This is a genomic window from Bacillus sp. JJ1127, assembly GCF_036965845.1.
GTDB lineage: Bacteria > Bacillota > Bacilli > Bacillales > Bacillaceae_G > Bacillus_A.
The window spans coordinates 1-15617 of record NZ_JBALQK010000152.1 but is presented as its reverse complement, the minus strand read 5'-3'; the positions used below and the strand labels follow the sequence as shown (position 1 = coordinate 15617).

Genomic DNA, 15617 nt, shown 5'->3' with positions numbered 1-15617 from the left:
CCGGTCGGGACCGCCATTTTATATAAAGAAAAGAACGAAACAAGTTGTTTCGTATTTTTTTATTTATTTTTAAGAAAACTTATAAAGACAGTCAAACTTACCCTTAGGAAAACTCCTAAGGTCTTTTTTATATGTTCAAAATGAAACAACGCGAAAAAATCTGTATAATAAAGAGCAGAGAATATTGTGAGTAAAGTAGGTGAAACCTTTGAATAAATATGAAATAACAACAATGTCTTCTGAGGAAACACAAAAATTATCAGAAAAGCTGGGACAACTTGTTAGAGCACAAGATGTACTTATTTTAGAAGGAGATCTTGGCGCTGGTAAGACGACATTTACAAAAGGTCTAGCAAAGGGCCTTGGTGTGAAGAGAGTTGTAAATAGTCCTACATTCAATATTATTAAGGAGTACAAAGGAAGACTACCGCTCTATCATATGGACGTATATCGTTTAGCGGAAAGTGAAGAAGATTTAGGATTTGATGAGTATTTTTATGGCGAAGGTATAACGGTAGTGGAATGGGCTCATTTAATAGAAGCATATTTACCAAATGAAAATTTAAAAGTTAGCTTATTCCATGCAGGGAATGATACAAGGAAAATCGTATTAGAACCAAATGGAGAACGCTATATTAGATTATGTGAGGAGCTATTACAAAATGAAAGTACTAGCAATTGATACTTCAAATTACGTAATGGGTGTTTCTCTTATTGAGGAAAACACTGTTGTTGGGGAAATCATTACAAATTTAACAAAAAATCATTCTGTACGCCTTATGCCAGCTGTAGAACAACTTCTGAAGGAATGTAATGTAAAACCGAAAGAGCTAGATAAAATCGTTGTAGCAGCTGGCCCTGGCTCGTATACAGGCGTTCGCATAGGCGTGACGGTTGCGAAAACGTTAGCATGGTCATTGCAAATACCGATTGTTGGTGTGTCTAGTTTAGAAGTGGTAGCTGCTAACGGGGGTAATTTCCAAGGAGTTATTTGTCCTTTATTTGATGGACGCCGTGGACAAGTTTATACAGGCTTGTATACATATGAAGAAGAAAAGCTAACTTCTATAGAAGATGATCGTATTATTCTTATTGTGGATTGGTTACAGATGTTAAAGGATAAGGGACAACCTGTTCTATTTATCGGTAATGATGTAAAGCTGCATAAAGAAACGATTATAGAATATTTAGGAGATCAAGCTGTATTTGCTTCCTTTACAAAGAATAATCCAAGACCAAGTGAGCTAGCATTTTTAGGATTACAAAAGGAAGAACAAAGTGTACATACATTTGTTCCGAGCTATCTTCGTCTAGCAGAGGCAGAAACAAAATGGTTAGAAAGTCAAAAAAAATAGGAGCTGTCGAAATGGATATTACATTTAGAAAGATGACGACTGATGATATTGCTCAAATTGTAGCTATTGAAGAAGCGTCTTTCCCAACTCCTTGGACTGCCGATGCATTTCACCGTGAATTAACGATGAACGAATATGCACATTATGTTGTTATAGAAAAGGATGGTCTGGTAATTGGATATTGTGGATTGTGGATTATTATTGATGAGTCACATATAACAAATATAGCTATTTTGCCAGAATATCGTGGTCAAAAGCTTGGGGAGGCTTTGCTTAAAGAAGTAATGGACCAAGCGAAGGAAATGGGAGCAAAAACGATGACACTTGAAGTTCGCGTTTCAAATGAAGTAGCAAAACAGTTATACCGGAAGTATGGATTCCAAAATGGCGGGATTCGTAAACGATACTATACAGACAATTATGAAGATGGTCTTGTAATGTGGGTGAATATATAATGGAAAAAAATACGATTATACTTGGTATTGAAACAAGCTGTGATGAAACAGCTGTAGCGATTGTTAAAAATGGAACAGAAATAGTGGCAAATATTGTTGCATCACAAATTGAAAGTCATAAGCGTTTTGGCGGAGTTGTACCAGAGATTGCATCTCGTCATCACGTAGAACAAATTACAGTTGTATTAGAAGAAGCTTTAAAAGAAGCAAATATCTCTTTTGAAGATATTGATGCAATTGCAGTGACAGAAGGCCCTGGTTTAGTAGGTGCACTTTTAATTGGTGTAAATGCGGCTAAAGCTGTTGCTTTTGCTCATGATATTCCTCTTGTTGGTGTTCATCATATCGCTGGTCATATTTATGCGAACCGCTTAGTAAAAGAGCTAGAATTCCCATTGCTATCACTTGTTGTATCTGGAGGACATACAGAGCTTGTTTATATGAAAGAACATGGCTCGTTTGAGGTAATTGGTGAAACAAGAGATGATGCAGCGGGAGAAGCATATGACAAAGTGGCGCGTACGTTATCTATGCCATACCCAGGCGGTCCTCATATTGATCGTCTTGCTCATGAAGGAAGGCCAACGATTGATTTACCACGTGCATGGCTAGAACCAGATTCGTATGATTTTAGCTTTAGTGGATTGAAATCAGCAGTTATCAACACTGTGCATAACGCAAAACAACGAGGCGAAGAAATTGCTCCAGAAGATTTAGCAGCGAGCTTCCAAGAAAGTGTAATAGATGTATTAGTAACGAAAGCAGCACGTGCAGCTGAAGCATACAATGTAAGACAGGTGCTTCTTGCTGGGGGCGTAGCAGCAAATAAAGGGCTTCGAGCACGCTTAGAAGCAGAATTTGCGAAAAAAGAGCATATGGAACTAATCATTCCACCATTATCTTTATGCACAGATAATGCAGCAATGATTGCAGCAGCAGGGACAATTGCATATGAACAAGGGAAACGTGCAACATTAGCCTTAAATGCAAACCCAGGTTTAGATATTGAAGCATAGTTATACACAAAATTAACCACAACCTGTGGATAAAACCCACATTATCTGTTGATAATGTGGGTTTTATTGTGAATATAAAATGTTGATAACTTTTTTATATTTTGTGGGTAATGTGGAAAAGTTATTTTTATCTTTATATATTAAAGGTGGATATGTGTATAATGTTGTGGATAAACAGATAGAGGTCAGACTTTTGATTAATCTATATTTTTCATATAAACAACAAACAAGGTAGCTAAATATTCTTTGGCTACCTTGTTTTTATTACGTAAATATAGAAAGGTTACATGTGTAATTCTTCCCATTCTGCCATATGTTTTTCTAGTTGTTCTTGTAATGTTTGTTTTGTGTTTGTAATTTCACTTGCTCGTTCATAATCTGCATATACTTCAGGTAGACAAAGCTGGTCTTCTAATGCTTCGATCTCCTCTTCTAATTTCGCGATGTTTTGTTCCAGTTCTTCAATTTTTCGAATACGCTGGCGTTCTAGCTTTTTACGCTCTTTTTCTTCAAGATAACTTAATTTTTCTTGAGCAATGTTTTTTTGAATAGGTGCTTCTTCCTCTTGTTGCTCAAATTCAGCACGCTCAATCATTTCATTTTTCTTTTCGATATAGTAGTCATAGTCACCTAAATATTCCTGTGCACCATCTGTTGATAACTCAACGACTGTAGTTGTGACACGGTTAATAAAATAGCGATCATGAGAAACGAATAAAAGAGTTCCTGGATAATCGATTAAGGCGTTCTCTAGAATTTCTTTACTATTTAAATCAAGATGGTTTGTTGGCTCATCTAAAATCAGCAGGTTAGATTTTTGCATCATTAATTTCGCTAAGGCTAATCGTGCCTTTTGGCCGCCACTAAGAGAAGAAACAGGTTTTAATACATCATCTCCTGTGAATAAAAAATTACCGAGTATAGTACGAATTTCCTTTTCTGGCTGTAGTGGATAATCATCCCATAATTCATTTAAAACACGCTTAGACGATGTTAAGTTTGCCTGTTCTTGATCATAGTATCCAATAGATACATTCGAACCGAAAGAAACCTCACCGCTTAACGTGTGCAATTTATTCACAATTGATTTTAATAATGTAGATTTTCCAATCCCATTTGGTCCGACTAATGCAACACTATCACCACGGGTTAAGCGCATATTCACATGTTCAATAACAGGCTCATGGTCGTATCCAATTGAAACATCTTTTACTTGTAAGACGTCGTTACCACTTTGTTTCTCGATATCAAAGTGAAAGGATGCTGATTTAGAGTCACCTAATGGTCTAGTCAGTAATTCCATTCGATCTAATTGCTTACGGCGACTTTGTGCACGTTTTGTTGTAGATGCACGGGCGATATTCTTTTGGACAAAGTCTTCGAGTTTAGCAATTTCCTCTTGTTGCTTTTCATAACGCTTCATTTCCTGTTCATATAGTGCAGCTCTTAGCTCTAAATACTTACTGTAGTTACCAACATATCGTCTGCTTTCTTTATTAGAAATTTCATATACTTGTGTAACAAGCTTGTCTAAAAAGTAGCGATCGTGGGAAACAATTAGAATAGCTCCTGGATAGCCTTGTAAATATTGTTCAAGCCATGTTAGTGTATCGATGTCCAAATGGTTTGTTGGCTCATCCAAGATGAGTAAATCTGGTTTTGTTAATAATAATTTGCCGAGAGCCAATCGTGTTTTTTGGCCACCGCTTAATGTAGAAATTGTCGTTTGGTGTGTTTCGGTTGGAAAACCGAGACCACTTAAAATAGAACGAATATCAGCCTCATATTGATAACCGCCTTGATCTTTATAATCTAGTTGCAATTGATCATAATCAGCGAGTAATTTTTCGGACGTAGTAGCATTTGAAAAGTTCTCTTCTTGCCCCATTTCATGCTCTAGCCTTCGAAGTTTTTTCTCCATTTGCTGCAAGTGTGTAAAGACAGTTAGCATTTCATCCCAAATTGTTAAAGAAGTTTCGAGGCCGGTATTTTGAGCTAAATAACCAATTGAAACATCTTTTGGTTTTATAATTTCACCGCCATCATGAGATAACTCTCCGGCAATTATTTTTAATAATGTAGATTTTCCGGCTCCATTTCGTCCGACTAGTGCGATACGATCTTTCGTTTGAACCTCTAATTTAATGTTTGCAAGGATTGTTTCAGCACCGTATAATTTTGAAAGCCCATTCACTTGTAATAAAATCAATGTTTTCACCTCAAATAATTTCTTAACTTTGCCATGTTTATATTTCTCAATCATACTAAAAATAGTGTATAGTTTAAAATAAAGAGAGAATTCTTCTCTCTTTATTATACAAGGAAAGTCATAAGTGCTAAACTTTTCTATTTGTTTCAGGTATAGGAACAAAGATAGGAAGAGAGGAGAGGTTATATGGATCAACAGAAGATTCCACAGGCCACTGCCAAACGATTGCCTCTATACTATCGATTTATCCAAAACTTATCTCTTTCTGGTAAGCAACGTGTTTCATCAGCAGAATTGAGTGAAGCGGTGAAGGTAGACTCCGCGACGATTCGAAGAGATTTTTCATATTTTGGAGCGTTAGGAAAAAAAGGATATGGTTATAATGTGAATTATTTACTATCCTTTTTCCGTGAAACGCTCGATCAAGATGATATAACACGTGTGGCACTTATTGGAGTGGGTAATTTAGGGACCGCTTTCTTACATTACAATTTCACGAAAAATAATAATACAAAAATTGAAATGGCCTTTGATATCAATGAAGAGAAAGTTGGAAAAGAAATCGGAGGAATTCCTGTATATCATTTAGATGAACTAGAAGAGCGTCTAAAAAGTGATATACAAGTGGCAATATTAACAGTACCTGCTACCGTTGCACAAGCTGTGGCAGATCGATTGGCTGATACAGCTGTACACGGAATTTTAAATTTTACACCAGCACGATTAAACGTGTCAGAAAATATACGAATTCATCATATTGATTTAGCCGTAGAATTACAAACGCTTGTTTACTTTTTGAAAAATTATCCACAATAAAACGCAGAGGAAAATCCTCTGCGTTTTATTATTGTTTTTTCTTTGTAAATTTGACTAAGATAAGACGAAGTGCCAAATTAAAATCAATTGTTGCCATAGCTGCAAACAGTAGTGTCCAAGGGTTCCAGATTGTATCTGTAACGTTCATAATTGCGAGGCGTACAAAAACACATCCAAGCAGGAAATATAGTGCTGCCATGAACAATGGTGAGTTCCTCATATTAAAAATCCTCCGATAAAGCCTTGCATTTTTTCAGCTTCTTTAATCATTTCCTGTATTTGTTCATTACTCATTACGACTTGAATTAACGCGACCATTGTATTCATTGAAACATGGGCCATGATAGGGACAATAATCCGTCTCGTTTTTACATATAAAAATGCGAATACAAAACCCATGGAAGTGTATACCAATAGATGTGAAAAATCAAAGTGAATTGCTGCAAATACAAGCGAGCTAATAATAGCTGCAATAAAGAAGTTAAATTTCTTATACAATGTACCAAATAAAATTTTTCTAAACACAATCTCTTCTAAAATAGGTCCGATTATCGATATAACAATAAGGAACCATGGTGTAGTTCTTGCAATTTCCATTAAGTGTTCCGTGTTTTCGGAACCAGGCTTAATACCTAGTAAGCGCATTTCAATCGTGCCTGCAATTGTTTGGGAAAAGAGAGCTAAGAAGAAACCAATAAAGATCCAGCCAACTGCGGCAGGAATACTAGCACGTTTTGTATCTAAATGCCTCTCTCGAATATCTGTTCTAAGCAGAAAAAGTACAATACATAATGCAATAAAGAAGCTAATGATTGCCCAGTGACCAGTCACTAGTTGTATTTTTTCTTCTTGGGTGAATCCTCTATTATTATATAGTCCAGTTTTCACAAGAAGTGGTAATCCAACAATACCTGATAATTGCATAAGAATATATGTAACTATAATCCACCAATATTGTTTTTTCAAATTGGTTAACCATCCTTTCTAACCCTAGTTTATGAGATAAGGCGGGATAACATGTAAACATCCAGCCGAGTATACGTAATAACCATTCATATTATGATTTTTTTGTAAATCTTTCTTTGAAAATGAAATAGAAGACAGGAAAATGCTGTACTTATAGAGAAAACAATTTATGGCGTCTTTCATATTGTAACATACGATAAGTGGAAACGCCGATTCATATACGGAAGGCTTTCTTGAGAATAGTTACAACGATAATCAAGTTGTTCTTTTCTAGGAGGACGTATAGAAAAAGTGTATCTAGCAATTTGCGAAAAAATTATGATTTTTTTACTTGCAAAAGAAAATGAGATTATTTATTATTATAAGTGTGTTAGCACTCATGAGTCTTGAGTGCTAATAAAGGAAATTTACATAAAAAATGAGGAGGTTATTGTTCATGCTAAAGCCATTAGGTGATCGCGTTGTAATTGAGCTTGTTCAAGCAGAAGAAAAAACAGCAAGTGGTATTGTATTACCAGACACTGCAAAAGAAAAACCACAAGAGGGTAAAGTTATTGCAGTAGGTACTGGTCGAGTGCTTGAAAATGGTGAGCGTGTTGCTTTAGAGGTAGCTGCAGGTGATCTTATCATCTTCTCAAAATATGCAGGTACTGAAGTGAAATATGAAGGTACAGACTACTTGATTTTACGTGAAAGTGACATTTTAGCAGTTATCGGTTAATTATATACATTTTAAAAATCCAAGGGGGTCAAATATTATGGCAAAAGATATTAAATTTAGTGAAGAAGCACGTCGTTCGATGCTTCGCGGTGTCGACACTCTTGCAAATGCAGTAAAAGTAACGCTTGGACCAAAAGGTCGTAACGTTGTACTTGAGAAAAAATTCGGTTCACCACTTATTACAAATGATGGTGTAACAATCGCAAAAGAAATTGAATTAGAAGATGCATTCGAAAACATGGGTGCAAAATTAGTAGCAGAAGTTGCTAGCAAAACAAATGACGTAGCTGGTGACGGAACAACAACTGCGACTGTATTAGCACAAGCTATGATTCGTGAAGGCTTAAAAAACGTAACAGCTGGTGCGAACCCAATGGGTCTTCGTAAAGGTATCGAAAAAGCTGTTGTTGCAGCAGTAGAAGAATTAAAAACGATTTCTAAACCAATCGAAGGTAAATCTTCTATCGCGCAAGTAGCTGCTATTTCTGCTGATGATGAAGAAGTAGGTAAATTAATTGCTGAAGCAATGGAGCGCGTTGGTAACGACGGCGTTATTACATTAGAAGAATCTAAAGGATTCACAACAGAATTAGATGTAGTAGAAGGTATGCAATTTGATCGTGGATATGCATCTCCTTACATGATTACTGATTCTGACAAAATGGAAGCAGTACTTGATAACCCATATATCTTAATCACTGACAAAAAGATTTCTAACATCCAAGAAATCTTGCCAGTGTTAGAGCAAGTGGTACAACAAGGTAAACCACTTCTTATCATTGCAGAAGATGTAGAAGGCGAAGCTTTAGCTACATTAGTAGTAAACAAACTTCGTGGTACATTCAATGTAGTAGCTGTTAAAGCTCCTGGCTTTGGTGACCGTCGTAAAGCAATGCTAGAAGATATCGCAATCTTAACTGGTGGCGAAGTAATCACTGAAGAATTAGGACGTGACTTAAAATCGGCTACAGTTGCATCTTTAGGACGCGCTGGTAAAGTTGTTGTAACGAAAGAAAACACAACTGTAGTTGAAGGTGTAGGTAACACAGAACAAATCGAAGCTCGCATCGGTCAAATCCGTGCACAATTAGAAGAAACAACTTCTGAATTCGATCGTGAAAAATTACAAGAGCGTCTTGCTAAACTTGCAGGCGGCGTAGCAGTAATTAAAGTAGGTGCAGCAACTGAAACTGAGTTAAAAGAGCGTAAACTTCGCATTGAAGATGCACTTAACTCAACTCGTGCAGCAGTAGAAGAAGGTATTGTTGCAGGTGGCGGTACTTCACTTATGAACGTATACACTAAAGTGGCTGGTATTGCAGCTGAAGGCGACGAAGCAACAGGTATCAACATTGTACTTCGTGCATTAGAAGAGCCAGTTCGTCAAATCGCAATTAACGCTGGTCTAGAAGGATCTGTTGTTGTAGAACGCTTAAAAGGCGAAAAAGTAGGCGTTGGTTTCAACGCAGCAACAGGCGAATGGGTAAACATGCTTGAGTCTGGTATCGTAGACCCAGCAAAAGTAACTCGTTCTGCACTTCAAAACGCAGCATCTGTTGCAGCTATGTTCTTAACAACTGAAGCTGTAGTTGCTGACAAGCCAGAACCAAATGCTCCAGCAATGCCTGACATGGGCGGCATGGGCATGGGTGGTATGGGCGGAATGATGTAATTTCATCCGTCAGCCGAACATCCATCTCTATATAGAGGTGGATGTTTTTTTGTTGTAAGATGTAAAAAAATTATAGTAATAAAGGTTCTGTCGCACGGAGAAACTAATTTCTGTAGAATTTTGTCGCTTTCTCTCTTGACCGTATTGATACTTCATTGTTAGAATCTAGGAAGATAATATAAAACAATCCTTCATATATCCTCAATGATATGGTTTGAGAGTCTCTACCGGGTTACCGTAAACAACCTGACTATGAAGGCAGTGCGTCTTATATTTATAAAGAGCGGAGTATATCTTTATAAAGCTAGACCCCTGCCTTTTCTTTGTTATGAGACTGAGGGCGGAGGACTGGCTTTTTTTATTATATGGGTAATGCTTTTTGCCAAATTGGTGAAAATATTTATATATAGAACTAACGTTGGGGTGATTATTTTGAAAAAACAGCACGATACGATTATCGTTTTAGACTTTGGAAGTCAGTACAATCAGTTAATTGCACGTCGCATTCGTGAGTTCGGTGTGTACAGTGAGCTTCATCCGCATACAATTACTGCAGAAGAAATTAAAGCAATGAATCCAAAAGGGATTATTTTCTCTGGTGGACCAAATAGCGTATATGGTGAGAATGCATTCCACTGTGACGAAAAAATCTTTGACCTAGGTTTACCGATTTTCGGTATTTGTTACGGCATGCAGCTTATGACAAAACACTTTGGTGGAAAAGTAGAGCGTGCAAACCATCGTGAGTACGGAAAAGCAGTTCTTAAAGTAGAGAACGAATCAAAATTATATGCGAATCTTCCAGAAGAGCAAGTTGTATGGATGAGCCATGGTGACTTAGTAACTGGTTTACCAGAAGGATTCGTAGTAGACGCAACAAGTGAGTCTTGTCCAATTGCTGGTATGAGCAATGAAGCACAAAACTTATACGGTGTACAATTCCACCCAGAAGTACGTCACTCTGAGCACGGTAATGATTTAATTAAAAACTTCGTATTCGGCGTATGTGGTTGCTCTGAAGGCTGGAACATGGAGAATTTTATTGAAGTAGAATTAGAGAAAATCCGTGAAACTGTTGGCGATAAAAAAGTACTATGCGCACTTAGTGGCGGCGTAGACTCTTCTGTTGTAGCAGTATTAATTCATAAAGCGATTGGTGACCAATTAACATGTATTTTCGTTGATCACGGTTTACTTCGTAAAGGTGAAGCAGAAGGTGTTATGAAAACATTTAGCGAAGGCTTCCACATGAACGTTATTAAAGTGGATGCAAAAGAACGCTTCATGAACAAGTTAAAAGGTGTAGAAGATCCAGAACAAAAACGCAAAATCATTGGTAATGAATTCATTTACGTATTCGATGATGAAGCTTCTAAATTAGAAGGAATGGACTTCTTAGCGCAAGGTACACTGTACACTGACATTGTTGAAAGTGGGACAGCAACTGCACAAACGATTAAGTCTCACCATAACGTTGGTGGACTTCCAGAAGATATGCAATTTAAACTAATTGAGCCTTTAAACACATTATTTAAAGATGAAGTACGTGTATTAGGATCAGAATTAGGAATTCCTGATGAAATCGTATGGCGTCAACCATTCCCAGGTCCTGGACTTGGTATCCGTGTATTAGGCGAAATTACAGAAGAAAAATTAGAAATCGTTCGTGAATCTGATGCGATTTTACGTGAGGAAATCCAAAAAGCAGGTTTAGACCGTGAAGTTTGGCAATACTTCACTGCACTTCCTGGCATGCGCAGCGTAGGTGTTATGGGTGACGAGCGTACTTACGATTACACAGTAGGTATCCGTGCGGTAACATCAATTGACGGTATGACAGCTGACTGGGCACGTATTCCTTGGGATGTGTTAGAGAAAATCTCTGTACGTATCGTAAACGAAGTAAAACACGTTAACCGCATTGTGTATGATATTACTTCTAAGCCACCAGCAACAATCGAGTGGGAATAGAATAAGGTTTATTTATTTAAAGGAAGATCCATCTATGATTTTATGCATAGATGGATCTTTTTTTATAGTTTATACGAACGAAAAATAAATAAATGTGTAAAATGTTCGCTTTTTAAATTGACATACACCTATATGTGAGTTAATATGAGTATGTAATTGATACGAAAAATGAATATTACAGCCGTCGTATAATATCGGGGATATGGCCCGAAAGTTTCTACCTAGCTACCGTAAATGGCTTGACTACGAGGCGTTTTCATAAAGGAAGGGATTAGCCTACCTTTATTTACAGAACGCTTCCATATATGCAATGGAAGCCTTTTTTATTTTTATGGATAAAAGAGGGCTGGGGAGGATTACGACGAGCAATTATATAACGGGGGAAACGTAGAATGAAGCGTTATTTTCAGTTCGATGAGCTCGGTACGAACTATAAAACAGAGTTCGTTGCAGGGCTAACGACATTTTTATCTATGGCTTATGTATTATTTGTCAATCCTGCTACGCTGTCGCTGGGAAATATTAAAGGATTACCAGCAGGGACAGGAATGGATCCAGGTGCGGTATTTGTTGCTACTGCATTAGCAGCCGCCATTGGTTCACTGATTATGGGGATTTTTGCAAAGTATCCGATTGCTTTAGCACCAGGAATGGGAATCAATGCGTTCTTTGCTTATACAGCAGTGTTAACAATGGGGATTCCGTGGCAAACAGCGATTGCCGGAACGTTAATGTCAGGTATTATTTTTATTATTCTTACTGCTTCTGGTATTCGTGAAAAAATTATTAATGCGATTCCAGCGGAGCTAAAATTCGCGGTAGCAGCAGGTATTGGTTTATTTATTGCTTTTCTTGGTTTTCAAAATGCCGGAATTATTGTGAAAAACGATGCTGTTCTTGTTGGATTGGGGGATTTAACAAAGGGCACAACATTGCTTGCAATTTTCGGTGTAGTTATTACGATTATCTTAATGATTAAAAAGATAAATGGTGCAGTTTTCTATGGGATGATTCTTACAGCAATCTTGGGTGTAACGACAGGATTAATTGATACACCAAAAGCTGTAGTGGGCGCAATTCCAAGTCTGGAACCTACGTTCGGTGTGGCGCTAAATCACTTCGGAGATATTTTCACTGTTCAAATGGGGATTGTGATTATAACGTTCTTCTTTATCGACTTCTTTGATACAGCAGGTACACTTGTTGCAGTTGCGAATCAAGCGGGGTTAATGAAGGACAATAAATTACCACGTGCAGGAAAAGCGTTATTTGCAGATGCGATTGCAACTGTAATTGGTGCGATTCTTGGTACATCTACGACAACGTCTTACATTGAATCGTCTGCAGGGGTAGCAGCGGGAGGACGTTCAGGATTTACAGCAGTTGTAACAGCCGGATTTTTCTTGTTAGCACTTTTCTTTTCACCATTATTGAGTGTTGTGACGCCGTCTGTAACGGCACCGGCTTTAATTATTGTAGGGATTTTGATGGTTTCGTCTTTAGGAGAAATTGATTGGAAGAAATTCGAGATTGCAGTACCAGCATTCTTCACAATTATTTCTATGCCACTTACGTATAGCATTGCAACAGGGATTGCGATTGGATTTATCTTCTATCCAATTACGATGGTTGTAAGTGGTCGCCGTAAAGAAATTCATCCAATTATGTATGTACTGGGAGTCTTATTCGTATTATATTTTATCTACGTTCGTCAATAGAGGGGTTTTTGAAAGGTCTAGACTAAGGAGAGTCTAGACCTTTTTGCGTCTTCAGAAAATCTTAAGGATTTCGTTCCGTTTTTCTTCAGAAGTTTTCTTATAATAAGAAATAGGGAGTTTAAAAGTTTTTTGGGGGCGATATTGTGGGGCAAGAAACAATACTTGTTGTAGACGACGAAAAAGAAATTAGGGATTTAATTGCAATTTACTTAAAAAATGAAGGATATAAAGTGTTGCAAGCTGGGGATGGAGCAGAGGGATTAGATATATTAGAAAAGAATGAAGTGCATTTAGTTGTGTTAGATATTATGATGCCAAAAATTGATGGGATTCATATGTGTATGAAAGTAAGAGAAGCAAAAGAGATGCCGATTATTATGTTATCAGCGAAAACACAGGACATGGATAAAATTTTAGGGTTAACAACAGGAGCGGATGATTATGTAACGAAACCATTTAATCCGCTAGAACTTATAGCAAGGATTAAATCGCAGCTTCGTCGATATATGAAAATGAATGGATTTGTTGTTCAAAATGAAAGTGAGATTGAAATTGGAGATATGAAGATAAATGTAGCGACACATGAAGTGACTGTTATGGATGAAGAGGTGAAATTAACACCACGAGAGTTTTCTATTTTAGAGTTGCTAACTCGTAATTCAGGTATAGTCTTTAGTGCTGAGCAAATTTATGAAAAGGTCTGGAATGAAAGGTCCTTTCAATCTGATAATACTGTAATGGTACATATTCGAAAAGTGCGTGAAAAGATTGAAGAAAATCCAAGGAAGCCAAGGTATATAAAAACAGTGTGGGGAGTGGGATATAAGATTGAGAAAGATATTTAAGCCGTTTACCTATGCGTATAAGAAAATAAGGGGATTAATTGAAAGAGTACTAAAGAGTGTTCGCCGGAGCATACGGATCCAGCTTATAACTACTTTTATTGCCTGTGCATTATTAGGGCTATTTATAGCGAATGGTTTGACACCTTTTTTTGAAAATGCAAATCGAAGGGCTACAATTGATTATAGTGCTGGAATGAGGAGTATTAATAATCAAGTCCAAAGTACAGCGGAAATGATGGTTACTGACAATAAGTTAGATGCTTTGCAGGATATGATAGAAAGAGAAAATCAAAATATAGAGGCAGGGCATACAGCTTTAAAAGTATTTATTACTGATGAAAGTGGAAAAGTGTTATATAAAACGAAGCAGGCGCAAGAAGAACAAATTAATTTGCATAATACAATTCGTAATGCGACATCATTTGCTATTGATTATTCAAATTATAAGAATAACTTTGAAACATCAAGAAAAGAATTTATAGCTTTTTCACCAATTACAATTGAAGATAAAAACTTGTATATGTTCGTAAGTGGGATTCCTGAAGGGGAAGTAATATATGAGACAACAGAGGGGCCGTTTCCGTTTTTGATTGGTGTTTTTGTTTTTATTTTTTCTTTCTTTTATATAACAAAAAGAAAGATGAAACAGATTGAAGCGATGGCTCAAGGAGTAAAAGAGATTGAAAAAGGAAATCTTGCATATCGTATTGAGAAGAAAGGGCAAGATGAAATTGCATCATTAACAGGGAATATTAATAATATGGCTGAACAACTTATGATTAATATTGAAAAAGAACGTAAATTAGAAAAACAAAAAAATGAACTCATCACAAATGTATCGCATGATTTACGAACACCTCTTACTTCTATTATGGGATATTTACGTTTATTACGTGATTCTAAATATGAGAGTAAGGAGCAGCATGATGAGTATATGAGAATCGCATTTTCAAAATCGGAGCAGTTGAAGAATTTAATAGAAGATTTATTTGAGTATACAAAATTAACGAATGAAAGCATTGTATTAGAAAAACAAGCAGTGTGCATAAATGAACTTCTTGAGCAATTAATAGAAGAGCTAGTGCCGCAAGCAGAAGAACATGGTCTTATATTTATGAAGCAAATTCCTGAAGAACGTGTGTATGTTGCCATTGATTCAGAGAAGATGGTTCGTGTGTTTGAAAATTTATTAATGAATGCTATTAAATATAGTGAGGATAATGGAGAGATTAAAGTTTCGCTTCAAAGGCAACGCCGAAATATCCAAATCACCGTTGCGAATCATAGCGAAGAGTTCACGAGAGAAGAATTAGAAAATTTATTTGAGCGTTTTTATAAAAAGGATCAGTCCAGAAGTAGAGTAACAGAAGGATCAGGGCTTGGACTTGCGATCGCAAAAAGTATTGTTGAACTTCAAGGGGGAGAAATTCGAGCTGAATATGAAGATGGGGTTATTCAGTTTATCGTTTCGCTACCAATTATAGAAGAAAAGTAAATAAATATAGTTTGATGGAGAAACACTGTAAATCGCATATTAATTAAAAGACCAAATTGCATATTGATTTGGTCTTTCCTAATCTCGTTATATTAATGATTATTTACTTTTGACATATAAAACAGTACAGCAAATAAGGGGGAAGTAATAGTATGACTATAGTTAATGTTAACTTGATAGTTATGTACTAGGTAAGTCTTTTTAAATTTTTTAGAAAAACATATTGACGATTATATAAATGAGGTGTAATATTATACGAGTCGCTGATAGCAACAAAGCAAAACGCGGCAAACGAAATAAAAAACTTAGTTGACATTGAAACAAAGAAATGTTAATATAAGGAAGTCGCAAATGAGCGGCAAACAAGTTCTCTGAAAA

Annotated in this window: 14 protein-coding genes and 2 riboswitches; of the genes, 11 read left to right on the top strand and 3 right to left on the bottom strand. The window is 36.6% G+C overall.

Annotated elements, in window-relative coordinates; translation table 11 throughout:
• Positions 1 to 208 precede the first annotated feature (208 nt).
• From tsaE to tsaD, 4 genes are read left to right on the top strand one after another with little or no spacing between them, the layout of a single operon-like run.
• A complete protein-coding gene (gene tsaE, locus V7183_RS15745) occupies positions 209 to 682 on the top strand; it encodes a tRNA (adenosine(37)-N6)-threonylcarbamoyltransferase complex ATPase subunit type 1 TsaE (protein WP_335360124.1) in 474 nt (157 codons plus the stop codon).
• A complete protein-coding gene (tsaB, locus tag V7183_RS15740) occupies positions 663 to 1355 on the top strand; it encodes a tRNA (adenosine(37)-N6)-threonylcarbamoyltransferase complex dimerization subunit type 1 TsaB (protein WP_335360123.1) in 693 nt (230 codons plus the stop codon). Before tsaE ends, tsaB begins: the two co-directional genes overlap by 20 nt.
• 11 nt (positions 1356 to 1366) lie before the next feature.
• Positions 1367 to 1810, top strand: coding sequence for a ribosomal protein S18-alanine N-acetyltransferase (gene rimI, locus V7183_RS15735; protein ID WP_097898442.1), 444 nt, complete (start codon positions 1367 to 1369; stop codon positions 1808 to 1810).
• Positions 1810 to 2826 (top strand): tRNA (adenosine(37)-N6)-threonylcarbamoyltransferase complex transferase subunit TsaD, encoded by a 1017-nt coding sequence (tsaD, locus tag V7183_RS15730; protein ID WP_097898433.1) that lies wholly within the window; start codon positions 1810 to 1812, stop codon positions 2824 to 2826. The genes rimI and tsaD overlap by 1 nt, the downstream gene beginning before the upstream one ends.
• A 283-nt stretch (positions 2827 to 3109) precedes the next feature.
• Here tsaD and V7183_RS15725 read toward each other — a convergent pair whose 3' ends face one another.
• A complete protein-coding gene (locus V7183_RS15725) occupies positions 3110 to 5035 on the bottom strand; it encodes an ABC-F family ATP-binding cassette domain-containing protein (protein ID WP_335360122.1) in 1926 nt (641 codons plus the stop codon).
• Positions 5036 to 5221: 186 nt separating this feature from the next.
• Between V7183_RS15725 and V7183_RS15720 the strand changes: the two genes are divergently transcribed.
• Positions 5222 to 5851 (top strand): redox-sensing transcriptional repressor Rex, encoded by a 630-nt coding sequence (locus tag V7183_RS15720; protein ID WP_335360121.1) that lies wholly within the window; start codon positions 5222 to 5224, stop codon positions 5849 to 5851.
• A 28-nt stretch (positions 5852 to 5879) separates the two neighbouring features.
• Here the strand turns inward: V7183_RS15720 and V7183_RS15715 are convergent, their stop codons facing one another.
• Both V7183_RS15715 and V7183_RS15710 read right to left on the bottom strand, forming a co-directional pair.
• Complete coding sequence (locus V7183_RS15715; RefSeq protein ID WP_097898436.1) at positions 5880 to 6071, bottom strand: YdiK family protein; 192 nt, start codon at positions 6069 to 6071, stop codon at positions 5880 to 5882.
• The gene (locus V7183_RS15710; RefSeq protein WP_097898437.1) at positions 6068 to 6817 is read right to left on the bottom strand and encodes a CPBP family intramembrane glutamic endopeptidase; all 750 of its coding nucleotides are present in this window, start codon (positions 6815 to 6817) and stop codon (positions 6068 to 6070) included. The genes V7183_RS15715 and V7183_RS15710 overlap by 4 nt, the downstream gene beginning before the upstream one ends.
• 436 nt (positions 6818 to 7253) lie before the next feature.
• On the opposite strand from V7183_RS15710, the gene groES reads away from it, so the two are divergent.
• The 6 genes from groES to V7183_RS15680 all read left to right on the top strand — a co-directional run bounded on the left by groES (position 7254) and on the right by V7183_RS15680 (position 15239).
• The gene (groES, locus tag V7183_RS15705) at positions 7254 to 7538 is read left to right on the top strand and encodes a co-chaperone GroES (protein WP_000917306.1); all 285 of its coding nucleotides are present in this window, start codon (positions 7254 to 7256) and stop codon (positions 7536 to 7538) included.
• Between the two features lie 37 nt (positions 7539 to 7575).
• On the top strand, positions 7576 to 9210 hold the full coding sequence (groL, locus tag V7183_RS15700; protein ID WP_097898438.1) for a chaperonin GroEL: 1635 nt from the start codon (positions 7576 to 7578) through the stop codon (positions 9208 to 9210).
• A gap of 171 nt (positions 9211 to 9381) precedes the next feature.
• Positions 9382 to 9483: riboswitch (purine riboswitch) on the top strand.
• A 159-nt stretch (positions 9484 to 9642) separates the two neighbouring features.
• Entirely contained in the window at positions 9643 to 11181 is a 1539-nt protein-coding gene (gene guaA, locus V7183_RS15695) for a glutamine-hydrolyzing GMP synthase (protein WP_141523334.1), read from the top strand.
• Positions 11182 to 11345: 164 nt separating this feature from the next.
• A riboswitch (purine riboswitch) is annotated at positions 11346 to 11447 on the top strand.
• A gap of 126 nt (positions 11448 to 11573) precedes the next feature.
• A complete protein-coding gene (locus tag V7183_RS15690) occupies positions 11574 to 12899 on the top strand; it encodes an NCS2 family permease (RefSeq protein ID WP_335360120.1) in 1326 nt (441 codons plus the stop codon).
• Between the two features lie 143 nt (positions 12900 to 13042).
• Positions 13043 to 13744, top strand: coding sequence for a response regulator transcription factor (locus V7183_RS15685; protein ID WP_097898440.1), 702 nt, complete (start codon positions 13043 to 13045; stop codon positions 13742 to 13744).
• The gene (locus tag V7183_RS15680; protein ID WP_097898441.1) at positions 13728 to 15239 is read left to right on the top strand and encodes a sensor histidine kinase; all 1512 of its coding nucleotides are present in this window, start codon (positions 13728 to 13730) and stop codon (positions 15237 to 15239) included. The genes V7183_RS15685 and V7183_RS15680 overlap by 17 nt, the downstream gene beginning before the upstream one ends.
• Positions 15240 to 15617 lie beyond the last annotated feature (378 nt).